This is a genomic window from Paenibacillus pseudetheri, from assembly GCF_924513355.1.
Lineage (GTDB): Bacteria > Bacillota > Bacilli > Paenibacillales > Paenibacillaceae > Paenibacillus_AQ > Paenibacillus_AQ pseudetheri.
Window position 1 is genome coordinate 213,295 of the sequence record NZ_CAKMAB010000007.1, and the last position, 22,107, is coordinate 235,401.

21 protein-coding genes are annotated in these 22,107 nt (G+C 45.3%); 4 read left to right on the plus strand and 17 right to left on the minus strand.

The window, feature by feature from the left end; translation table 11 throughout:
* Window positions 1-211: 211 nt before the first annotated feature.
* Both dapF and L1028_RS09190 read right to left on the minus strand, forming a co-directional pair.
* Window positions 212-1,048, minus strand: coding sequence for a diaminopimelate epimerase (gene dapF / locus L1028_RS09185; protein ID WP_234533167.1), 837 nt, complete (start codon window positions 1,046-1,048; stop codon window positions 212-214).
* A 91-nt stretch (window positions 1,049-1,139) separates the two neighbouring features.
* Window positions 1,140-3,959, minus strand: a complete 2,820-nt coding sequence (locus tag L1028_RS09190; RefSeq protein ID WP_234533169.1) for a calcium-translocating P-type ATPase, SERCA-type — start codon at window positions 3,957-3,959, stop codon at window positions 1,140-1,142.
* A 294-nt stretch (window positions 3,960-4,253) separates the two neighbouring features.
* Between L1028_RS09190 and L1028_RS09195 the strand changes: the two genes are divergently transcribed.
* Window positions 4,254-6,143 (plus strand): Rqc2 family fibronectin-binding protein, encoded by a 1,890-nt coding sequence (locus L1028_RS09195; RefSeq protein WP_234533171.1) that lies wholly within the window; start codon window positions 4,254-4,256, stop codon window positions 6,141-6,143.
* Between the two features lie 314 nt (window positions 6,144-6,457).
* On the opposite strand, the gene L1028_RS09200 is transcribed toward L1028_RS09195, so the two are convergent.
* From L1028_RS09200 to L1028_RS09240, 9 genes are all read right to left on the minus strand, one after another.
* Entirely contained in the window at window positions 6,458-7,360 is a 903-nt protein-coding gene (locus L1028_RS09200) for a PHP domain-containing protein (RefSeq protein WP_279306844.1), read from the minus strand.
* A 53-nt stretch (window positions 7,361-7,413) separates the two neighbouring features.
* Window positions 7,414-8,313, minus strand: a complete 900-nt coding sequence (locus L1028_RS09205; RefSeq protein WP_234533172.1) for a selenium metabolism-associated LysR family transcriptional regulator — start codon at window positions 8,311-8,313, stop codon at window positions 7,414-7,416.
* Between the two features lie 128 nt (window positions 8,314-8,441).
* Window positions 8,442-8,879, minus strand: coding sequence for a hypothetical protein (locus L1028_RS09210; RefSeq protein WP_234533188.1), 438 nt, complete (start codon window positions 8,877-8,879; stop codon window positions 8,442-8,444).
* A gap of 164 nt (window positions 8,880-9,043) precedes the next feature.
* A complete protein-coding gene (locus tag L1028_RS09215; RefSeq protein WP_042126853.1) occupies window positions 9,044-9,307 on the minus strand; it encodes a YlbG family protein in 264 nt (87 codons plus the stop codon).
* A gap of 40 nt (window positions 9,308-9,347) precedes the next feature.
* Window positions 9,348-9,785, minus strand: a complete 438-nt coding sequence (locus L1028_RS09220; RefSeq protein WP_076282926.1) for a YlbF/YmcA family competence regulator — start codon at window positions 9,783-9,785, stop codon at window positions 9,348-9,350.
* A 15-nt stretch (window positions 9,786-9,800) separates the two neighbouring features.
* The gene (locus tag L1028_RS09225) at window positions 9,801-11,732 is read right to left on the minus strand and encodes a helicase-associated domain-containing protein (RefSeq protein ID WP_234533173.1); all 1,932 of its coding nucleotides are present in this window, start codon (window positions 11,730-11,732) and stop codon (window positions 9,801-9,803) included.
* Window positions 11,729-13,441 (minus strand): DNA repair helicase XPB, encoded by a 1,713-nt coding sequence (locus tag L1028_RS09230; protein WP_234533174.1) that lies wholly within the window; start codon window positions 13,439-13,441, stop codon window positions 11,729-11,731. The genes L1028_RS09225 and L1028_RS09230 overlap by 4 nt, the downstream gene beginning before the upstream one ends.
* Window positions 13,442-13,656: 215 nt before the next feature.
* The gene (locus tag L1028_RS09235) at window positions 13,657-14,067 is read right to left on the minus strand and encodes a CBS domain-containing protein (protein WP_234533189.1); all 411 of its coding nucleotides are present in this window, start codon (window positions 14,065-14,067) and stop codon (window positions 13,657-13,659) included.
* Between the two features lie 86 nt (window positions 14,068-14,153).
* Entirely contained in the window at window positions 14,154-15,377 is a 1,224-nt protein-coding gene (locus L1028_RS09240) for a M20 family metallopeptidase (RefSeq protein WP_423803030.1), read from the minus strand.
* A gap of 198 nt (window positions 15,378-15,575) precedes the next feature.
* Here L1028_RS09240 and L1028_RS09245 point away from each other — a divergent pair, with 198 nt between their 5' ends.
* Entirely contained in the window at window positions 15,576-15,923 is a 348-nt protein-coding gene (locus L1028_RS09245) for a YugN family protein (RefSeq protein ID WP_042187352.1), read from the plus strand.
* Window positions 15,920-17,164: a putative lipid II flippase FtsW gene (gene ftsW / locus L1028_RS09250; RefSeq protein ID WP_234533175.1), complete on the plus strand. Its 1,245-nt coding sequence runs from the start codon at window positions 15,920-15,922 to the stop codon at window positions 17,162-17,164. Before L1028_RS09245 ends, ftsW begins: the two co-directional genes overlap by 4 nt.
* A 91-nt stretch (window positions 17,165-17,255) precedes the next feature.
* Here ftsW and L1028_RS09255 read toward each other — a convergent pair whose 3' ends face one another.
* On the minus strand, window positions 17,256-17,621 hold the full coding sequence (locus L1028_RS09255; RefSeq protein WP_042126837.1) for an Asp23/Gls24 family envelope stress response protein: 366 nt from the start codon (window positions 17,619-17,621) through the stop codon (window positions 17,256-17,258).
* A gap of 154 nt (window positions 17,622-17,775) precedes the next feature.
* Between L1028_RS09255 and cax the strand changes: the two genes are divergently transcribed.
* Window positions 17,776-18,846, plus strand: coding sequence for a calcium/proton exchanger (cax, locus tag L1028_RS09260; RefSeq protein ID WP_234533176.1), 1,071 nt, complete (start codon window positions 17,776-17,778; stop codon window positions 18,844-18,846).
* Window positions 18,847-18,940: 94 nt separating this feature from the next.
* Here cax and L1028_RS09265 read toward each other — a convergent pair whose 3' ends face one another.
* From L1028_RS09265 to L1028_RS09285, 5 genes are all read right to left on the minus strand, one after another.
* Entirely contained in the window at window positions 18,941-19,237 is a 297-nt protein-coding gene (locus tag L1028_RS09265) for an Fpa/YlaN family protein (RefSeq protein WP_042126833.1), read from the minus strand.
* Between the two features lie 212 nt (window positions 19,238-19,449).
* A complete protein-coding gene (locus L1028_RS09270) occupies window positions 19,450-19,695 on the minus strand; it encodes an HPr family phosphocarrier protein (RefSeq protein WP_042126831.1) in 246 nt (81 codons plus the stop codon).
* A 106-nt stretch (window positions 19,696-19,801) separates the two neighbouring features.
* Window positions 19,802-20,917, minus strand: coding sequence for an aminopeptidase (locus L1028_RS09275; protein ID WP_076282932.1), 1,116 nt, complete (start codon window positions 20,915-20,917; stop codon window positions 19,802-19,804).
* A gap of 95 nt (window positions 20,918-21,012) precedes the next feature.
* On the minus strand, window positions 21,013-21,765 hold the full coding sequence (locus L1028_RS09280; protein ID WP_234533177.1) for a hypothetical protein: 753 nt from the start codon (window positions 21,763-21,765) through the stop codon (window positions 21,013-21,015).
* 139 nt (window positions 21,766-21,904) lie between these two features.
* Window positions 21,905-22,107 (minus strand): hypothetical protein (locus L1028_RS09285; RefSeq protein ID WP_234533178.1); only part of this gene is annotated, 203 nt, incomplete at its 5' end.

Sequence of the window (22,107 nt, forward strand, 5' to 3'; positions counted from 1 at the left end):
CTCCCCTGACTCATTAGTTTCATACTAATGTATCATAAATCAGTATGTATGATAAGCTTTCAAAAGAAGAAACGGCAGTCGTCTATTAAAGGCGACTACCGTTTCTATTTGAAATAAAAAAATGATATATAGTATGAAACCTATACTATCTTATCTTTCAACAAAAGGCAGTCCAAGAATGCTCTCTTGAACCACCTTTTATAGTTTTTTTCTATAGTGCAACACTGCCTGTGAATGCAACCTCAGCAGGACCTGTCATATACACATGGTTATCATCTTCGTTCCATTCAATATAGAGATCGCCACCCTTTAGACTAATCCAAGCCGCCCGGTCTGTCAGACCATTGAGCACAGAAGATACTAAAGTTGCGCAAGCCCCAGTCCCACAAGCAAGTGTTGGTCCAGCTCCGCGTTCCCATACCCGCATATCTACTCTGCCTCGATCCAGAACCGTCGCGAACTCGACGTTTACCTTTCTGGGGAACAATGGATGTACTTCTAACTTAGGTCCCCATGTCGCAAGATCGAAGGCACCTGCATCTTCTACATAAATAACGCAATGAGGATTACCCATAGATACTGCAGTAAACTTAAATTCGGTTCCGTCCGATTCAATCGGCTCTGAGAGAACGGGTTCTGCATCAATAGCTACCGGTATTTGAAGGCCGGACAACACAGGTTCACCCATATCAACCGTTACAGTTTCCACCACACCGTCTTTTACATTCAAGGTAACCTTTTGTTCTCCTGCACCAATCGTTTCAATAACAATCTGCTCGGAGTTTACCAGGCCATGATCGTAAACATATTTAGATACACAGCGAATGGCATTTCCGCACTGCTCCGCTTCCGAGCCATCAGAATTCATAATGCGCATCATGTAATCGCCGCGTTCAGACGGAAGGATGTATACAAGTCCGTCCGCACCAATTCCGAAGAATCGATTGCATAGCGTAACAGCAAGATCCGCCGCATTACTTGGTAGCTCTTGCTCGCCGAAAACTACGATGAAGTCATTGCCTAGGCCGTGCATTTTTGTGAATTCCATTGAAAGTCCACTCCTAAAGGTTATGTTAAGTTAGATACGAGCTGTTAACTGCAACAAGTATACCTTTAGGAATGGAGCAATACTATTAACTTTATGCCGAAATTTTTGTACTTTTTATCATCGAATTACTGACGCTCCGACCTCGATTTCGTTTACCACCCCAAACACTGCCAGCACCCATCAAGAACGTCGGAATCCCCGCTGTTACAAATACTAGACACCATTCACGGAAATTAAGCGGCACTGTTTTGAAGACGGGCTGGAGAAATGGAATATACATAACAGCCAGCATCAAAATCACGGATGACAATACAGCAAGAACTAGGTACTTATTCTGGAACGGATTTCGATGGAACACCGAACGAGAACTGCGGCAATCAAAGACATGAATCAACTGAGCCATAACGAGTGTTGCAAAAGCTACGGACTGTGCTCGAATCAGCTGCGCCGGATTCTCTGGTGCTACACGTAAGGTTAGCCAAAATGCTCCTAACGTACATAAACCAATTAAAAATCCACGGCTTATGATCTTCCATCCTAAACGACGGGCAAAAATATTTTCCTTCGCACCACGTGGCTTATGCTCCATTAAGTCCTTCTCAGGCTGGTCAACACCAAGCGCCATCGCTGGCAGTCCGTCTGTCACCAAGTTGACCCATAAAATTTGAATAGGCACTAACGGCAGAGGCAGGCCGAGCATCATAGCAAAGAACATGGTCAAGATTTCCCCTACATTTGATGCGAGCAGGTATCGAATGAATTTACGAATATTCTCATAGATGTTTCTACCCTCTTCAATGGCAGCAACAATGGTTGAGAAGTTGTCATCCCCTAGCACTAATGAAGATGCTTCCTTGGTCACATCTGTTCCGGTGATCCCCATAGATATTCCTATATCTGCCGCTTTAATGGCTGGAGCATCATTGACTCCGTCTCCGGTCATAGCCACAACATGACCACGACGCTGCAAAGACTTCACGATACGAAGCTTATGCTCTGGAGATACGCGGGCGAATACGTACACATTGTCCGATACTTTATCCAGCTCATCATCATCCATCCGAGTCAGTTGAGCCCCTGTTAGTACTGTGCCCCCGCGTTGCAAAATTCCTAATTGGTGAGCAATGGCCTCTGCAGTCGTTCCGTGGTCCCCAGTAATCATTACAGTCTTAATTCCTGCTCGGCGTGTGACGCTAATGGCATCGCGAACTTCACGCCGCGGTGGATCAATCATTCCAGCCAATCCGATAAAGACAAGTTGACCCTCCGCATCCTTTTCACTATCCACTTTTTCACTTGAGCGCATATCACGATAAGCCATACCTAGGACACGAAGTGCACCTGAAGCCATTTGCTCATTGGCATCGAGTACTTTCTGCCGCAATGTTGGCGTTAAAGGCACTACACCGCCCTCCCAGAGCATATACGAACAACGATTGAGCAGTACATCTGGCGCGCCTTTCGTACATACCATCCGTCCTCCGGGATGACCAATAATAACTGACATTAACTTCCGCTCCGAATCAAAAGGAAATTCCTTCTCACGGGAGTATGTTACGGCTAGTGTCTGGGCAGTCAAGCCCATCTTCCCTGAAAGTGCTACTAGAGCTCCTTCCGTTGGATCTCCTTTGAGTTCCCAGCTCGATGAGCTGTCAGAAGATTTATCAACTACAATGTCCTTATCCTTCCCTTTACGCTTACCTCGCACTTCGGTCGGAAAGGTCTCGATAATCTCCGCATTACTGCACAAAGCACCCACCTGTAGCATCCGCCGTAAACTTTGATCATTTTTGAGATCTACCGGTTTACCTTTCTCCAGAACCTGTCCGTTCGGAGCATAACCTTCACCTGTTACTTCAAGCCCACGTCCGCCCGTCCATAATCGGGTCACCGTCATTTTATTCTGTGTTAATGTGCCCGTCTTGTCCGAACAGATAACGGATGCGCAGCCCAAGGTTTCCACTGAAGGCAATTTACGAACGATAGCTTTTCGTTTGATCATCCTCTGCACGCCCAGCGCAAGTGCGATGGTTACAATGGCTGGCAGCCCTTCCGGAATCGCAGCGACCGCCAAGCTCACCCCGGCCAAGAACATTGCTGTGGCAGGCTGTCCATGTAAAATACCGGCTGCTACAACCACAATAGTTAAACCTAGTGATACATAGATCAAAATTTTTCCTAACTGCTCGAGACGATGCTGAAGCGGAGTTTCCTGAGATTCTGTATTCTGGATCAGGTCTGCAATCTTACCCATCTCTGTGTCCATACCCGTACGAATTACGATAGCTTTACCAGTACCCCTGGTTACCATTGTGCCCATGAACCCAAGATTCTTCTGATCGCCGAGCGGAATCTCCTCCGCGTGGATCACATCCGAATGCTTCGAGACAGGCAGCGATTCCCCAGTTAGCGCGGATTCCTCTACATATAGAGAACTGCAATCCAGCCATCGTATATCCGCGGGTATTCGATCACCACTCTCCAGCAAGACAATATCACCTGGTACTAACATTTTTGCTGGAATGACCTCGCTGTTCCCCCCACGCAGTACTTTGGCAGAAGGTGCGGAGAGCTGTTTTAAAGCTCTTAGCGAACGTTCGGCACGGAACTCTTGGACAAACCCAAGGGCTCCGTTTAAAAGGATAATCGCGATGATCGTGATGGCATCCAAATATTCGCCAAGCAAACCGGATACGAGCGTCGCACCCATAAGCACAAGCACCATGAAATCCTTAAACTGGTTCAACAGCAGGGTAAACGGGGATACGGTCTTTCCTTCGGACAGCTCGTTATACCCATTTTGCTTCCGTCGCTCCGCGGCATCCTCTCCACTGAGGCCCGTCCTCGGATGGACATTGAACATTTTCTGCAGCTCTTCTGCACCGAGCCGGTGCCAACTGTTTTGTTCCATGACTTTTCTTTCCCTCCCGGTCGTTTCTTGACTTCCGGCGGCGCACAGCTTTTCCACCTGTTCATGACCAAGTGTATTCAAGGTCGTCCAATAATATCACCGCCTAACCAATTCCCCTTTTGCGCGAATGTCCCAAAGTATGGCATCATAGAGAGGTAAGCTTAAACGTCTTCGGCGTTCTTATAAGGGCGGTAAGCGTTTAAACAAGAAATATAAGATATAAAGTATGATGTGAAACTTATACTTTCTTATATTTTTTAGAAATTCATTTCACGTCGACAGGAGAGCTTTATCATGGCATTAGACGGTATTGTTACCCGAGCTATCGTGCACGAACTGCAATCATTCATCGGTGCGCGCATAGGCAAAATATATCAACCGAACAATCACGATCTTATCTTTAACCTGCGGGGTGCCGGCGGCGGTGGCAAGCTATTGCTCTCTGCTAATCCGACATATCCGCGTCTGCATCTTACAGAAAGAAGCAGCATAAACCCATCAGAAGCACCTATGTTCTGCATGCTCATGCGTAAGCATTGTGAAGGTGGGGCTATCGAGAGTATCACTCAGGTAGGCATGGAACGAATTATTCACATAAACGTTAAGACTAGAGACGAGCTTGGAGACGTCTCTGCCAAAAAGATCATCATAGAGCTCATGGGACGGCATAGTAATATCATCCTTACAGATCTCAGCACTGGAACGATCATAGACGGCATTCATCATGTTACTCCATCGATCAGTAGCTACCGGATCGTAATGCCCGGCGTCGCTTACACAGAGCCCCCTCAGCAACACAAGCTGAACCCTCTGGAGATCGACAAAGAACGATTTCTCAATTTGATCACAGCTGCTGAAGAATCCGTTCTACTGGAAGAAGATGAGAAGGAGACTGAACCGGAAGAAATCATCGAAGGTGAGCTCGCTAACCTGATTACAAAAGAAGAGGTTGAGCAGAAACCTGACGGCTCAGGCGGTCCTTCCCCATCAGCTGACCCGGTAGGCTGGATGGTGCATGCTTTCAGCGGAATGAGCCCACTTGTTGCCGGAGAGATTGCTCTTCGTCTCAGAAATATCCTTGCGATAGATGATACACAGGGATCTGCAGCAGAATTTCCAGCAAAATTATGGGACGCCTTCCAGTCTGTTATGGGATCCGTACTTGATTGCGAATTCTCTCCAGTTTCAGGTGCGAATGCGAAAGGGAAAATGATTTTTTCCGCGATTCCGTTAACTCTATTGGGTGAAAATGCGAAGAAATATAACTCAATCAGTGAGTGTATGGAGGATTATTACGGGGATAAAGCCGAACGTGATACGGTAAAGCAACGGGTAAGTGATTTGATCCGTTTCCTGAGCAACGAACGCAGCAAAAACGTTAAGAAGCTTGCCAATCTGCAGAAGGATCTAGACGAAGCGCAAGACGCAGATCGCTATCGCATTTGGGGTGAATTGCTATTCGCGTCCTTACATGCCGTGTCCAAAGGAGCTAAAGAAGCCTCATTGGTCAATTATTATGACGAAAATCAGGCAGAGATGGTCATCCCACTGGACCCTTTATTAAGCCCATCGGATAACGCACAACGTTATTTTAAAAAGTACAATAAATATAAAAACAGCCTCCTTGTCATTAATGAGCAGCTGATTAAGACCCATGAGGAAATATCCTACATGGAAAGTTTACTTCAACAGCTAGCCCATGCTTCATTGAATGACATTGAAGAGATCCGCGACGAGCTTGTAAGTCAAGGATACCTGCGCGACCGAAGCAAAAAAGGCAAGAAAAAGAAAAAAGCAACCAGACCTACACTGCAGGTCTTCACATCGTCTGAAGGCATCGACATTTATGTCGGAAAAAACAATTTACAGAACGAATACGTCACTAATCGACTGGCTTCACCTAATGACACTTGGCTGCATACCAAGGATATCCCTGGTTCTCATGTTGTCATTCGCAGTGAGGAATTTGGAGATGCCACACTGGAAGAAGCAGCTCAGCTTGCCGCTTATTTCAGTCAAGCGAAGCAGTCAAGCAGTGTGCCTGTAGACTGCACTTTGATCCGCCATGTACGTAAACCGAGTGGCTCCAAACCTGGATTTGTGATCTACGATCATCAAAAGACGTTGTTTGTCACTCCAGATGAAGATCGCATTAAGAGCCTTCCAAATACGTTGAGAAGCTAAGTAACAAAAAGAACCGGTTGTCGTCCTTGTATGGATGACAGCCGGTTTTCGTATTCTGCCAAGCATACAAGACCTTTGCTTAGTCATGAAGTTATTCTAGTGCATTATGTGCAACAGAATGCGCTTAGTTTTTGCACAAAATGATTTTGATTGCATTTTGTGCAATAGAAGTTCTTAAAATCACTCATTGAGGGATTAATCCTCATTTTGATTGCACTAAGTGCAATAGACTTGTTTTTTCCAAGCTGCAATGGCGATCCTATTGCACAAAGTGCAATCTAAAACTAATAAATCACTTATTGATTTGAGTTGCGCTATACGTCAGCAAGCTTCTTCAACTGATCCAGCACATGGAAAGGAACCGTAACGCTACCGATATCTCCATGGAATACAACACCTTGGCGGGCACCGTGAAAATCCGAGCCGCCGGTTATAATCAAGCTATACTCTTCAGCCATGGTTAGGTAACGCTCTGAATCAGCGGGTTTGTGATCCGAATGATAAACCTCAATTCCTTTAAAGGTCCCCCGCTCCAATATGCCTCGAACCAACTGATCGTCACCATATAGACCCGGATGCGCCAATACTGGAGACCCACCTGCCTCAATAATCCAATTACAGGCTTCCTCAGGCGTGATTCGTGGAGGTGACACGTAAGCTGCTGCACTTTCGGCTAAATACTTATTGAACGCATCTCTCATATCCGTAGCTGCACCAAGACGAACCAGCTCATCAGCAATATGTGGTCGACCAATACTCTCATCAGGCTTCAGTTCCCGTCCAATCCCCGCGACAACTGCCTCAAGCGTAATCTTAATCCCAAGACCACGTAATTTAGAGATGATCGCCTCATTCCTTAGTGCCCGGGTTTCTCTTAGCCCTTCCAAACGGGAAAGAAACAAATCATTTGCTGGATCTACGTAGTATCCAAGGACGTGAATATCTTTTCCTCCAGCACGAGTGCTGATCTCTACACCCGGTACAACAGTGATTCCGTACTTCTCTCCTGCTTCGAGAGCTTCCTTCACACCAGCCACAGTATCATGATCCGTAATGGCAACTGCGATTAGTCCCTTCTCTTTAGCGAGACGTACATTTTCCTCCGGTGGCTGCATGCCATCAGAGGCTTGAGTATGCGTGTGAAGATCGCATCGTGAGGCGTCAATATTCTCCGATCTGTCGCCCTTTAGTTGATCTAGTCTAGTTTCATTCTCCATTTCTATCACCTCTACCGCTAGTTTCAAGTTTCCCTGCCTCAGGTCATATTACTTTAGTTAACATTCGAATGCTCGCGCAAAAAGGTCAAGAACGTCACTGCAGAAATCGGCAGCAGTGTCGATTTTAGATGTATGGCGTAGAACTGTCTTTTAAATGAGGCATCCGAGATATTCACGATTTTCAGTAGTCCAAGCGCAACCTCATGTTTAACAGAAGAAGTCGAGATAATTGTAACCCCAAGACCAGCCTCTACTGCCGACTTCACAGCACCCGTACTACCAAGCTCCATCACTATTTTCATTGATCCCGGATCAAGCCCCTTCGAGAACAGCTGTTCTTCCATCACACGCCGCGTTCCTGAGCCCTGCTCACGCAGGACGAAAGGGTGCTTAAGCACCTCTTCCAAAGTGACCTCTTGCTGGTCTGCAAGCGGATGATCATGGGGCACAATCAACTTCAATTCATCCCCCATTACCGGCTCAATCACCATATCAGGATGTGTCACCGACGCTTCAATTAATCCAAAATTCAACTGATGTTTTAGGATTTCCTCCATAATTTGCGAGGTATTCATGACTTTCATCATGATTGAAATGTTCGGATATTGCTTCCCAAAAGGACCTAAGAGCCTTGGCAGCACATACTCCCCAATGGTAAGACTTGCCCCAAGCTGCAAGCGCCCTTCCAGCATATGCGTAAATGCCGACATCGCTTGATCCGTCTCACGCATCAATTGGATGCTACGGATCGCGTATGGCATTAGGGTATGCCCTGCTTCGGAGAGTACGATTTTTTTGGTAGAACGATTGAAGAGCTTGGTTCCAAAATAATCCTCTAGCGCCTGTACTTGCATGGTCACTGCTGGTTGAGTCATATGTAATGTCTGCGCCGCTGCCGAGAAGCTTCCTCGCTCTAAGACAGTATAAAAAATATGTAATTGATGAAAGTTCATGCTCTGCAACTCCTTGTGCTATCTATAAAAGAAACTTAAGGATTATGTACGATATGAAGCTTATATATTCTTATTTTCAAAAAGGACATGCAGCTACCGCCGCATGCCTCCTGTTCGTTCTTTATACACTATTTGCGTTTGCGCTTCTTCTTCGTTAGCTTAGTGCGGCGGGAATTGTGCAGCAGCGAAAAGTAAGTTTTTAAATCTCTCAACTGTGGTGTCACAGAGATTCTCCCAAGAAACGAAACGATGATCATAGAATATAATGGCTGACCTGAAATATTTTTTTCACCTAGCAATTCCGTGAACTCAGCGATTACTACAGAGTCATCGTCAATTAAATACGCGTTAAAATCACTGTCTGAAAAGGGCTTGAGCCGATTCTGCATCAGGCACTGCCACATCCATGCGGCGACCTCTTCGTCATTGCTTACACCTTTACTGATCCGGTCCAAATAACGACTCTTCGCATGATTTGTTATAACGATGTCAGCGACCCTGTAGTCGTTCAGCATGATGTGGAAGGGCTCGTAAGAACTGGGCCAATCCGTCCCTTTATTGCGCATCATCATCACACTCCACCATAAGGGTCTTTGTATGTACTTAATGTTGTCATCTTACCTTATTGCTGAAAGTTGTACAAGTTCCAGAGTACGGAAGAAACCGCGGTCACCCGAGGTCTGCGCATAAAAAAACAGGTGCTACTTAAGCACCTGTTCATCTCCAAGAATTACATACCGTAATTACGGGACTTGTCCGGCCCATTACTGGTATACTCTGTCTTAATTTCGTTACGATAGGATCTTTCAATCTTACGAACGTAGGAGAGTCTGCGGACATTCTTCATAACTTCCTCGGCACGTTCTGCATTAACATACATCACTGCATAATGCATTTTCCGAGAAACATAATGTAATGTTCCGTATTTCTCAAGGTTGCGTGCCGCTTTGACGTCACTTACCCAAATGATGTATCCTGTCCGTTCCGCAAACATAAGCTAAACCGCCTTTCTCTCTCTAAATCCTAAGGGAAGCTTATCCGCAGGAGCATTTTCCCCCACTACCGCATCCACCTTTAGGGGAAGGATCATTGCTTGGTACTTTAATGCTATCCGATACTGAAAAAGCAATCGCTTCCGACATGGAATGTAGAATGTCATCAAGAGTCTTCTCCGCCTGCTTAAAACGAGCGACCTCTTCAAACTTCTCCAATTCCGCTTCTACTGCCGAAACCTCATCCTTCGCTGAATGATAGTTCGGATGAAAATGTCCGAATCGCTGTGTTTCTTCAAACAACTCTTTCTTGGCTTGAAGTTGTTTGACCATGGCCTGAATTTCTGGGTTCGAATCAACCCGTCCTTTCCAGTATAAGTAATCCGACACTTCGGCGGATTGATTAATCATATCGCCTAATTCATAGGCGTATGTCAGCACTTCAGCCATATCGACCGTATTTAATTCCGCTACGCTCATGAACTCAGCTCTTTTCTACGTTAATGTTCTACCGAAATCAGTAGACTTTTCTATCATACCATAATCACTCGGTTCAGCAGAAGAGGAATTTCTTCGCCTTTTGGGAATAACTAACTTCATTTCCTTCCAGTCTTCAGGGGTCAGCTCTATTTCCTCAACCGTTTCACCATCGTTATACAGCAGATACCCTGCCACCTTCCAAGGATTGCCTTTGATTCGAGAGGGGATGAAATCTAACATTTGATCCTTTAAGGAAAAACGTACCTTAATTCCCCATTTCAAACCTTGCTCCATTACTTTCTCAGCGGTTGAGCTATGATAATGGCGCCATTCCTTGCTCCAGATCTGGGGCACATTTTCTCCACCTAATAAGATATCCTCCTCCTGCTCAGGAGAAATAACAGGTAAGTTTAAAAATGGATTCCCGCTGTGGAGTAGCCTTAGTTCAGCATTTAGTACTGGGAGTGAGTATACATCTTGCTCGGTTTCGGCTTGTTGATGAAATGAAGTCCAATCAGCGTTCACCTCTTCCTCACGTCCTCCAATCATCCTAGAAGGGGCCAATCCTGCTAAAAACAGCTCCTTACGCATCTGCTCCACAGACTCCGGAGATACAAGGAAATGAAGCGGTCCGATACGTTTAAGGCTATCTTGCAGTCGCGGATGGGCTGCAATAGCCGCTCCGTCCTCCTCCGTCTGGCAAGTCAACAGAATCACTTCAGAGAGTGATGTTCGGCCAATGCTCTTGCCCCATTGCTCTAAAGACAGCTCCACCACAGATGGCAGATCACCCAGTGCATGATCTTTAATCCAAGCTATCACTTCTTCTGGAGGCATCCCTCGCTCTGATGCATGCACTAGCATCTCACGAGTCAGTCGGAAGCTCCACATCGTATCTGTTTGCAGAAGTTCAGCGCATTCAGCTAAAACCCAGCGCACAGTATAGAGAACATCCGGTGGAATCAGGACTTCAAAATCGGGCTGCACAATAAACTGATCATTCGAATGCTCTGCCACAGCATCAGGGAAGGACTCGCTACTGTACATCAGCTTCGGTTTTGCAGCAGTCCAGCGAAAACACTGGATACCCTCAGGCGTGCTCCCCAGTTCACACCATCCAAAGCCTGTTAGACAACGAAGCCAGTTCAAGCTTGATTGTTCCAGCTCTTTTCGGGCAAATGTTCCAGTTAAATTCATATTTGCCATCCAGTCCAGTAGCTCAGGCAACGCTGTCCATTTCTCTGTTAGAAAAGCAGGGCTGGATATTAAACAGCGAAAATGCTGATCGGCAGGCCCAATGCTTCCAAAACGATGAATAACAATCCCATACAGGATGTCAGTCATTCTTGTCTCAGGAAGTTGCAACCAACGTCCCAGCATATCCTTGGCAAGTCTATAGCCTGTTTTCAGTCTGGTAATAAGCCCAAGACACAACATGATATCTACTACAAGAGACGCTGACAGGGTATCCATTTCATTTGAAGGAGTGCCCATAGAGAGCCCCGCTAAATGCTTTTCCTGAAAAGAAAGCTGAGCCGCTAAACGATTTAAATTCTTTTTATGAATAATTCCCTTAGCGGTCAAAGGCAAGCCTTCACGAGCTATGAACAGCAAGGCCCGAAACAGATCTGCTGCCAGTCCAGCACCCGCCTCCATGGATAGATTCACTGAATAACCCTCAATAAACTCAGGTTGGTATGGGAAGAATTCTTGTTCTAGCACTAATAATTGTTCAACTGGAATCTGATACAGCTTTTCCCCCAATATTTTATGCCTCGCAGTTAACAACCCCGCGCGCCGCAGTTCATTCATTGCAAGCTTTTGCTCTGCCCGGCAGAGCGTCGTAGGACGCCAACGCTCTTCTTTCCCCTCGTCAAAGGGTTGGGCCGCGTAAGCAGCACATAATCGCTTTAAGACCTCTAAGGCTTCCGCTGATAGCTGGTTCAATGGATCGTTAACTCCTTTCCGATCGGCACCATTTTAACGACATATTCATACCCCTGTTCTGTTAAAAACATCCGGCGGCGCATAGCGAATTCCTGTTCCCGACTATCTTCAGATACCAGCGAATAGAAGTACGCTTTGTTCTCACCCGCCTTCGGACGCAAGATTCGACCCAAACGCTGGGCCTCCTCCTGCCTGGATCCAAAAGCTCCTGAAACCTCAATAGCAATCGACGCATCTGGCAAATTCACCGCAAAATTCGCTACTTTAGAGACAACAAGCACCTGTATTATTCCCTCGTTAAAAGCTGCATACAACTCGTCTCTTTCTCGCTGCTTCGTTTTACCCGTAATCAGAGGTGCACCGATCTTATCCGCCAGTTCAATTAATTGGTCGAGATACTGTCCAATAACAAGAACCGAAGATCCCTGATGGGCTTTTAGAAGCTCGACTACAACCCCAGCTTTTGCAGGATTGCATGAGGCCATACGAAATTTCTCTTTCGCTTCCGCATACAAGTACTTCTGTCTCAGCTCAGAGCTCATCGGTACGATCATCTCGACACATTCTACCTCTGCAATCCAGCCCTGCTGCTCCAGCTCCTTCCAAGGCATGTCGTAACGCTTAGGCCCGATCAATGAGAATACGTCCCCTTCCTTCCCGTCTTCTCTAACCAGAGTTGCAGTGAGACCTAGTCTTCTAGTAGCCTGAATATCTGCTGTAGCCCGGAATACTGGAGCTGGAAGCAGATGGACCTCATCATAAATAATCAAACCCCAGTTGCGTTCATTGAACAGCTTCATATGGAGAAAAGGACCGCCTTTGGATTGACGGTGCGTCAGTATCTGATAGGTAGCTATAGTAACAGGCCGTACTTCTCTTTTTTCACCGGAGTATTCACCAATAGATTCATCATCCAAATCGGTTCGCTCAAGTAGCTCATCTACCCATTGTCTTACCGAAGTTGTATTTGAAGTTAAGATCAGTGTTTCGCATTGTAGACTTTCAAGAACGGCTAATCCCACTACCGTCTTACCCGCTCCACAAGGCAACACAACAACCCCGCTGCCTCCCTGCCCTTCTATGCCTTGAAACATCTGAACAGCCTCCTGCTGGTAATCACGCAGACCAAAAGCTTCACCTTTCGCTCCATCCTTTGCGTGATTGTGAGACTCCTTCCAGGCCAAACTTAGAGCTTGTCCGACATGATAACCAGCATAATCCAGGACAGGATAGCCTAGTCTCATCAGCTCTTGCTTTAAAAGCCCTCTGTTCTCCGCACGGCATGAGCTTTCAAGTGGATTTATTCTCTGCAAACCTAACTCCTTTAAACCTGATTCATTCACTAGCCTATCCAGAATCTCAGCTGTTTCAGCCCTAAGTGTAATGATCTCATTCGAAGTCTCCCGTCCGTGAAGGGTAAGCTTCCCATACCTAGAGAGAAGAGTTCCGATCTCATCCTCCAGCCCGGCAGGAACACCCCAGCGCGCGAGTTGATGCAGACTTGAAATAATCGTTTCAGCTGTATAATTAAGCGCTGCAGCATTCCATAACGATAATGGAGTGATTCTATAGGTGTGATAAGCCGGAGGACTCTTTACGAGCTCTGCAAAGGTTCCCAGTTCTTTCCTTGCCTTCTCAAAACCAGGATGTGCACATTCCAGTAGAATCGTCCGATCCCTTCGCACAATGCAAGCTCCTGTTTCAGTCATATCATTCCCTCCCCAATCATTAATTTTATTCAAGCTTGCCTATGTAATCTGCTTACATTCATACAAACCAAAAACGTCTTCGACGTCCCAAAAGGAGGTTGTGTTTATTCTGGAAATATAAGGATAATATATCGTGTGGAATCAATATTTTCTTATATTTGAACAGGAAAAAGCTCATCCCCGCATAACGGTCATGAGCTTCCCAATCAAACTATTTAATGTAAATGCTGCTGCGAAATATCATGAAGTGCTTCGCCAGCCTCGTCCGCAAAAATGTTCCGCACAGCCAAGTCACCGATGGACACTACGCCAATCAGCTTCTGGCCACTAGTCACGGCCAATCTGCGAATTTGCCAGCTCGACATCAGTTCTGCAGCCTCATCTACTGATGTATCCTCTGAGACGGTCTGAATTTCTTTACTCATTACCTTTTCCACAGCTGTTGATCCAGAGTGTTTAGCCGCGTAACCTCTTATCACTAGATCACGATCTGTAATTACACCGAGTAATGTCTTATCGTCTTCATTATCAATGACCGGCATAAACCCAGTGTCATGATCTCTCATTTTAACTGCGACTTCATACACATTATCCTGTAGTGTGACTGCTACAGGCTCCTTCGTCATAACCTCTTTCACTGTCTTCTTCAAGAATGAACCCTCCTAATCATAATCTCCATGTTATGGAATAGGTTCTCCTCTTTGAAACGAAATTATACGATTGTCTTCTCTTGCAAACAGGAATTCGCCATTGCGATCAATAATTTCATCCCATACAACATAGCATCCTCGTCAAAATCAAATTTGCTATGATGATGCGGGTAAACTGCATCTTTATCTGGATTCCCAGCACCTACGAACATAAAGCAGCCAGGAATTTCTTTTACATAGTAGGCAAAATCCTCAGCAGGCATCAGCTTTTCCATCCGAATCACTTGAACGTCTTCTCCTAACGCTCCTGGTGCCACCTCGAAAAAACGCTGATATTCCCCCTCGTGATTCACGAGTGGCGGATATCCCATAACATAGTCTATCTTAGCTTCTGCACCGTATGCGCCAGCTATTGAAACTGTCATTTCTTCGATCCTGCTACGGATCAGATAACGGGTCTCCTCGTCAAATGCCCGTACGGTTCCTGTAATGCGACAATGCTCAGCAATGACATTCTGGGCGAATCCCCCTTGAATGGTTCCTACACTGAGAACAGCGGGCTCCAGCGGGTTCACAGAGCGGCTTACGATGCTCTGAAGCTGAGTCACAAGCGCCGCCCCGGCCACAATGCTGTCAATCGAGCGATTCGGCATACCGCCATGTCCACCTTTACCGATGATATCAATGAAAAATTCATCAGCAGATGCCATAAGAGGTCCTGGTGCACTGCCCACAGTCCCCATTGGGATCGGAGTCCACAAATGCAGTCCATACACCGCATCCGCACCTTCCAGCATGCCTTCGGCAATCATCCCCTGTGCGCCACCCGGGCAGACTTCCTCCGCTGGCTGAAAAAGAAAACGCAGCTCCCCTTCTAGCTCATCAAGGCAGCTGCTATAGTAAGAGGCTACACCCAGCAGTATTGAAGTGTGTCCATCATGCCCACAGGCATGCATAACCCCTTCATTTTGCGAAACGTAGTCATTCTTATTCTCCTCTTTAATAGGTAGTGCATCCATATCCGCGCGAAGGACTACCGTTTTCCCCGGTCGTTCTCCTCGCAATATACCTGTTACACCATACCCAGACGTGCTTCTTCTAACTTCAATGCCGAATTCTGCTAATTTGTCTGCTATAAATGCTGACGTTTCCTTTTCATGAAAAGACAACTCCGGATAACGGTGTAAATGGCGTCTCCATTCCACGATCTCCGGCATGAGCGAATCAACCGCTAAGCTCTTCATACGTTCTCCATCCCCTTCTTCATAAACCCGCATCAATAGCATGCGACAGCAGTCCTGTTCACTTTATTCCAGCCGCATACGGCTATAATTCTTTTATTGTAGCAGAAACGCAAAAAACTGGGTATCGTTAGGAGGTGCCTACTCTTGCACAACGTTTAGAAACATACTATCATGAGGTAGAACATCAGCAAACGGATCATGAAATTCATCATTATACTTCATAAGGGGGATATGCGTGCTATGATTTTTGAGAACACGGGCCTCGTAGGATTGAAGAGTGATCTTCTCTATCTGGACGAGAGTGCGACAAAGGCTGGCTTCATTCGCTGGCAATGGGAATACTATCGTGCCACTTACGATTGCAAAATTGAAGACCCACAGGATGGTGGCGAATACTTTCTACGCATCAACACTCGAGCTGTCGAGGGGAAGCTAGAGAAAGCTGATGCCGTACTTGCAATTGAAGCCGTATACTTAGGGAAAGCAACATTCCCCCATGGCCTGGAGTATGACTCCCCGGTGCCTAAACCAGTATTGGACACTGCTGCTACTCGGATTCTCGAATTAAAGCAGCTGTTGGAGGCTTGAGTAACAGAAAGGGAAAGACGAAACAAAATGTCAGCCTGCCCAAAAGAGGAACACCCGATTTCCAACTACTTATCTTAACACTGCTACTTGTGGGTTTCGGTCTAGTCATGGTCTTCAGTGCTAGCTCCAGTTTGACCTTAGCGAGCTCGAAGTTCGGTAATGACCCTCTATTTTTCATGAAACGTCAAATGATTTGGATCGTACTTGGAATCGTTGTTATGTTTATAGCCATGAATATTCACTACAGTAAATTCAAGAAGTGGTATGTACCTATCTTCATCATCACCGTTATTCTCCTGCTAATTGTTGCCTTCTCCGAAAGAATCAATGGCGCCAAGAGCTGGTTAAGTATCGGGAAGCTTGGGATTCAACCTACCGAGCTGGCCAAAATATCAATTATCCTGTATCTCTCTGCACTGATTACCAAAAAAGGTGAACGGTTTAGAGATTTCCGGACAGGATATATCCCTGTAATGGTCATTGTGGGTATAGTTGCCGGACTTATTATGATGCAGCCAGATTTGGGCTCATGCCTTATTCTCGTGGCTACCAGTGGACTTGTCATTTATGCAGGCGGTGCCAGCATGAAGCATATCCTGGGCTCTATTGCACTCTTGGTGCTAGGGGTAGGAATTGTTATGGGGGCTAAAGCAGCGATTGATTCCCTTTCCCCCGCATCCGACAAAGTAGCCGCCAATCAGGACTATAGGAAAGGCCGTATTCAAGCTTTCATAGATCCCTATCAGGATGCTGAAGGCGAAGGATATAATATTATTCAGTCTTTGACTGCTCTCGGACAAGGTGGAGTCAGTGGCTCTGGCTTTGGCAAAAGCATTCAAAAGCTGGATTATCTTAAATACCCGTATACGGACTTTATTTTCCCCGTCATTGGCGAAGAATTCGGCTTTGTAGGAACGGCATTATTTCTGATGTTATATCTGTATTTTATCTGGCGAGGTATTTTAATCGCATTAAGGTGTAAGGATCCCTTTGGCACACTAGTGGGCATTGGTATCATGGGCCTCATTGCCATTCAGGCCTTTGTCAATATCGGCGGTGTAACGAAGACGATTCCGCTTACTGGTGTAACCTTGCCATTTATCAGCTACGGCGGCTCTTCACTTCTTGTGAGTATGCTGTCCATGGGAATTATGCTGAGCATTTCAAGAGAAACTAATCTTCCAGCTAAAGAGGAAGTCACGAAATCCGTAACTACGGTTAGACAAGTTCGTTCCCGGTAAGATTCATAAATCCCGATCTGGTGGAATATATAAAAAAGCAGTCCAAGTTAAAAATCTTGGACTGCTTTTTTTGTGTACAAGCTCTTTTACATTAAGCGATTTCATCGTTCTTAAAGGCTACGCCTTCAACTTTGACATTCACTTCAACAATATGAAGTCCAGTCATACTCTCCACAGCTTCGCGTACGTTCTGTTGAAGCATCCGGCACACTTCATGTATCGGAGTTTCATAGAGAACTATAATACGCAGGTCTACTGCTGCTTCTAGCTGTCCCACTTCAACGGTAACGCCCTTTTGTACGTTCTTACCACTTAGACGCTTCGCCCAGCCCTCTGATAGGCCACCTGACATGGCTGCAATTCCTGGAGTCTCCAAGGCAGCCAATCCGGCAATTTTTGAAACGACGTCATTTGAAATTCGTATATTTCCCATTTCCAATTGAAGTTGTTCTGCCATGCCATATCCCCCCTTAACTCATTATCAATTATTGTAATTCCTAAACAGGCTAAAAAGCAAATCAGTTTCTCGCTTTCTCGTTTACACTTAGAAATAATTTGGGTATATTGATTATGAATTGATCCTGAATACATAGATTGGAGTGTACTTTACATTGAAAAAATGGATTTCACCAGCTTTGCTGGCAATCACCTTTATCCTAAGTGCCATAGGACATTATGCAGATTGGGACCACACGCTTCAGTTCGTTCTCTCTGCAGTAGCCGTTGTGTTTGTGGCTGGGTTTCTGGGCCGCGCCACAGAAAGCGTGGCACATTATGCTGGACAGCGGTTAGGCGGCTTCCTAAACGCTACCTTCGGTAATGCCGCAGAGCTAATCATTGCCTTTTTCCTAGTGAAGGAAGGACTGTTCGACATGGTGAAAGCCAGTCTTACCGGTTCCATTATCGGCAATCTGCTGCTTGTCCTAGGTTTAAGTATTTTCGCTGGTGGGATGAAGTTCAAAGTGCAGAACTTTAACGTAACCCTTGCCGGTATGAACGGTTCCCTTATGATCGTAGCAGTGATCGCCTTATTTGTACCGGCTACGTTCTTCAATACCCATTCCATCACTGAAAAAGATACAGACGTGCTCAGTTTAATCGTTGCCGGGCTACTCATCGCCTCCTACATGGCCTGGTTAATCTTCTCCATGATTACGCATAAGAAACATCTAGAGGACGTTACAGAAGCCGGTAAGGAAGAAATGGCACATGAGCATGCGCCTAAGTGGTCCAGAAACAGATCCATCCTTTATCTACTTCTTGCTACTGTGATGGTAGCCTTTGTGAGTGAGTGGCTGGTAGGGACGCTGGAGACACTAACTGAGCGCTTTGGATTTAGTGAACTGTTTGTAGGCGCCTTCCTCGTGGCAATCATCGGTAATGCCGCAGAACATAGTGCAGCCATTATGCTAGCCATGAAGAACAAAATCGGTGCGGCAGTAGAAATAGCCGTCGGGAGCAGCCTTCAAATTGCACTATTTGTAGCGCCTGTACTTATCTTCGCCAGTTATTTCATGGGTGATACTATGGACATTGTGTTTACAACCATCGAAATTGTCGCTATTGGTGTCGCCGTCTTTATTGCCAAATCAATCACTCAGGATGGTTCGACCAACTGGTATGAGGGTCTTTTGCTATTAACGGTTTATCTAATTCTCGGAGTCTCCTTTTATCTAGTATAAATACGACCCTATTCATTCTATAATTCTCAAAAAAAACGCACATGAGTGATGATCTGTCCTCATGTGCGTTTCTATGAATACTATAAATCAAAACTTATTCTTCTTTTGCTTTGTTATTCAATGCCTCATAGAGTACTGCTAAATTCCGCTCCAGCTTACTCAGCACCATTTTACCGGTAATCTCTGGCACCAAACCTGCTCTAACCGCAAAATCGACCTCTCTTGAGAAACCGTACATTTGGGTATCGAGCACTTCCTCATAGAGAGGGCAGTAGCGTGTTGCCAGATTTTCCATCTGCACTTCAATAAGTTGCTGAATTTTATCGGCATCTTCTTGTAGAAGATTGATCGCTTTAAGATTAAACTGTTCCTGTAATTCCGACGAAGTCATGCCTCTTCCCCCCCATGTCCAAAAGTTAAGCTGCTTTTACTATTTTACTTAATATTAGTCGAAATCGGATATCAATACAACAATTCTGTTTATACTAACCGTTTATTTGAAAGAAGCAGCTATGTTGTTTATAAGGGATGGCGTTAATTCCTCATCTATTTCTAGAAAAAACGCCCCACCGTAAATCGGTAGGACGTCTTTACATACAACTATTACTCAGCTACAACTGTAAAGTTCAAACCGTGTTTAGCAAAAACTTCACTCATTGCCTTCTTAGCTTCTTCTGCATCTGTTCCGTGAACATGAAGCTCGTAGCTTTGGCTTGATACCAAAGTCGTGAACAAACCAAGGATACTCTTAACATCAATATACTTGTTGTCCGCTTGAAGAACGATTGAAGAGTTGAACTGACCTGCCGTTTGAGCAATATCAACGATTGCCGCATTGTTACTGGACATAGAAATCCCTCCGCAACTTGATTATGAAACATAAGTCATTTGTAATCATTTCTTATGATACCTTGAATCCGCTTACTTGTGCAAGGTGTTTTCTTACTTTTACAGCTTATTTCAAGTTTTCAGGATTCAGACCTTCCAGTTCTGGTAACACGAAGATTCCATCCTTACGAATTAATACATCGTCAAAATAAATCTCCCCGCCGCCATAGTCTGGACGTTGGATTAATACAAGATCCCAGTGAATGGAGGACCGGTTTCCGTTATCTGTAACATCATATGCTTGTCCTGGCGTAAAGTGCAGGCTGCCTGCAATTTTCTCATCGAACAGAATGTCATTCATTGGGTGCAAAATGTAAGGGTTAAATCCTATGGCAAATTCTCCAATGTGACGTGCGCCGTCATCTGAATTCAGGATTTCATTCAAGCGAGCGGAGTCATTGCTTGTTGCTTCAACAATTTTACCATTCTCGAATTTGAATTTGATATTTTCAAAAGTTACTCCGTTATAAACGGATGGTGCATTATAGCTGATCGTTCCATTTACAGAATCACGAACAGGAGCGCTGTAAACCTCGCCATCCGGAATATTCTTTTGTCCAGAGCATTTCTCTGCACCGATTCCTTTGATGGAGAACTTAAGATCTGTTCCAGGACCTGAAATATGTACCTTGTCTGTTCTGCGCATGAGATCAGCCAATGCGTCCTGAGCCTTGTCCATTTTGGCGTAATCCAAATTACACACTTCGAAATAAAAGTCCTCAAAGGCTTCCGTACTAATATTTGCAAGCTGAGCCATACTCGCATTGGGATAACGTAATACTACCCACTTCGTATGCTTCACGCGTTGTTCACTATGCACTGGATGGGAATACAAAGAATTATACAATTTCATATTTTCTTCCGGAACATCGGACAGGTCATTTACATTCTCACCTGCACGGATGCCGATATAGCAATCCATTTGCTTCATCCGGTTCAAATCAATTTCAGCCCATGTCTGAAGACTCTCACGTGTTGCATATTTAAGCATGCTGCGTAGGACTGTACGATCTGTCAGCTGTACAAAAGCATGACCGCCAGCTTTACCGATTTCTTCAACAACAGCTTTGATTAAATCTCTTTCATTGCCAATCATTTCTACAAGTACGTTCTCACCTGGCTGAACATCTACGGAATAACCTACAAGATTTGCCGCCAGCTTTTGAATTCTGGGATCTTTCATTGTGTAATCTTCCTTCCTCTGTCTGAAAAATAAGCATGCTGTTCTATTGTAGCACGCCCTTTATCGAGCGCAAGACCTGCATAACAATGTAAAGATTAACGGTAACCTGTGAAATCCACCTTAGATACATAAGTTTCATTTTCAGATTTATTCATCATTTCACCGGAATAGCTTACTTTTCGATTCAAGGTAAGCCTTTTGGGAAGATTATGTTTCTTATCAACCGTTAGGTGGTAGACCGTTTCTACATTAGCTTGTTTCAGCTTTTGCTGTAACTCATTATTTTTCTTCTGCCACAGCTTCTCCAAAGCTTTCGTCACTGCCTGATCAGCCTCTGCGCTGTTCTCAGCGGATTCGGGGACTTTAGGACGAAGGATCTGCATTTCTTTCTCCAATTCAGCAGATAGCTGCTTCCTAGCCTCTGAAGGCGTCAATTCGATTCGCAGCACACTTGTCCCTCTGCCAGCTCCAGCCTCTTCGGTTACACTCTTCTCCATGGACTCAAGCTCCTCGAGTTGCTTTAACGGATTTAGCGCAGGTAATGGATTTCCCTCCTCCGAGGAATTTTCAGTAGGCTGAAGTTCCCATCTGCCCTCTTTTTTTTCTAACTGACTGTAATAAGGTTTCAGAGCATATGCGCTATTCTTTAAGTCTTTAACGCCGTAAGCTGCTGTTTTTTGGGTCATGGATTTATCTGGAAGAAGCGTGTACAACTTGACCTTTTTATGATCCTCCACTGTACCTCCGTAGAACAATAAGGATTCAGGAACCGTTGTTCCCCCTCGTTTCAGCATATTCGCCCCTTCAAAAACAACCTCATCACTTCCAGCCATCCCAGCCAACGCCAAACTTAAATCTTCCTTCGCAGGTTTATCTCTTATGACGCTACATCCGCTACATAACAGGCAATACAGTGTCAGAACTAGAGGGACTCCCCCCTTAAGTAATAATAGCTTTCTCACGGACCTCAAGCCTTTCTCGGAGTATTTAACTTAAGTACAACCCACGTATAGGGTTCTCCCTTCCTGCAAGCCTTATACCGCAATTAGAGCCAGAATAACTGTGCAGAATCAAGTAGGAGGGGGCGGCAAGCCCCCGTCCTCTCACACCACCGTACATGCGGGTCCGCATACGGCGGTTCCAAAAGGTTAACAAAGTTCCAGATAACGTGAAAGCAGACTTTTCAGCCC

Coding starts and splice junctions, on each gene's coding strand:
- L1028_RS09240 (WP_423803030.1), bottom strand. CDS start 15,377: ATGCTATTGATGCGGGTTTATGAAGAAGGGGATGGAGAACGTATGAAG.
- L1028_RS09235 (WP_234533189.1), bottom strand. CDS start 14,067: ATGACGAAGGAGCCTGTAGCAGTCACACTACAGGATAATGTGTATGAA.
- L1028_RS09270 (WP_042126831.1), bottom strand. CDS start 19,695: ATGTCCAGTAACAATGCGGCAATCGTTGATATTGCTCAAACGGCAGGT.
- L1028_RS09220 (WP_076282926.1), bottom strand. CDS start 9,785: ATGAGCGTAGCGGAATTAAATACGGTCGATATGGCTGAAGTGCTGACA.
- L1028_RS09245 (WP_042187352.1), top strand. CDS start 15,576: ATGATTTTTGAGAACACGGGCCTCGTAGGATTGAAGAGTGATCTTCTC.
- L1028_RS09215 (WP_042126853.1), bottom strand. CDS start 9,307: ATGTTTGCGGAACGGACAGGATACATCATTTGGGTAAGTGACGTCAAA.
- L1028_RS09210 (WP_234533188.1), bottom strand. CDS start 8,879: ATGCGCAATAAAGGGACGGATTGGCCCAGTTCTTACGAGCCCTTCCAC.
- L1028_RS09195 (WP_234533171.1), top strand. CDS start 4,254: ATGGCATTAGACGGTATTGTTACCCGAGCTATCGTGCACGAACTGCAA.
- L1028_RS09200 (WP_279306844.1), bottom strand. CDS start 7,360: ATGGAGAATGAAACTAGACTAGATCAACTAAAGGGCGACAGATCGGAG.
- L1028_RS09205 (WP_234533172.1), bottom strand. CDS start 8,313: ATGAACTTTCATCAATTACATATTTTTTATACTGTCTTAGAGCGAGGA.
- L1028_RS09190 (WP_234533169.1), bottom strand. CDS start 3,959: ATGGAACAAAACAGTTGGCACCGGCTCGGTGCAGAAGAGCTGCAGAAA.
- dapF (WP_234533167.1), bottom strand. CDS start 1,048: ATGGAATTCACAAAAATGCACGGCCTAGGCAATGACTTCATCGTAGTT.
- L1028_RS09265 (WP_042126833.1), bottom strand. CDS start 19,237: ATGACTTCGTCGGAATTACAGGAACAGTTTAATCTTAAAGCGATCAAT.
- L1028_RS09230 (WP_234533174.1), bottom strand. CDS start 13,441: ATGACTGAAACAGGAGCTTGCATTGTGCGAAGGGATCGGACGATTCTA.
- L1028_RS09255 (WP_042126837.1), bottom strand. CDS start 17,621: ATGGCAGAACAACTTCAATTGGAAATGGGAAATATACGAATTTCAAAT.
- L1028_RS09275 (WP_076282932.1), bottom strand. CDS start 20,917: ATGAAAGATCCCAGAATTCAAAAGCTGGCGGCAAATCTTGTAGGTTAT.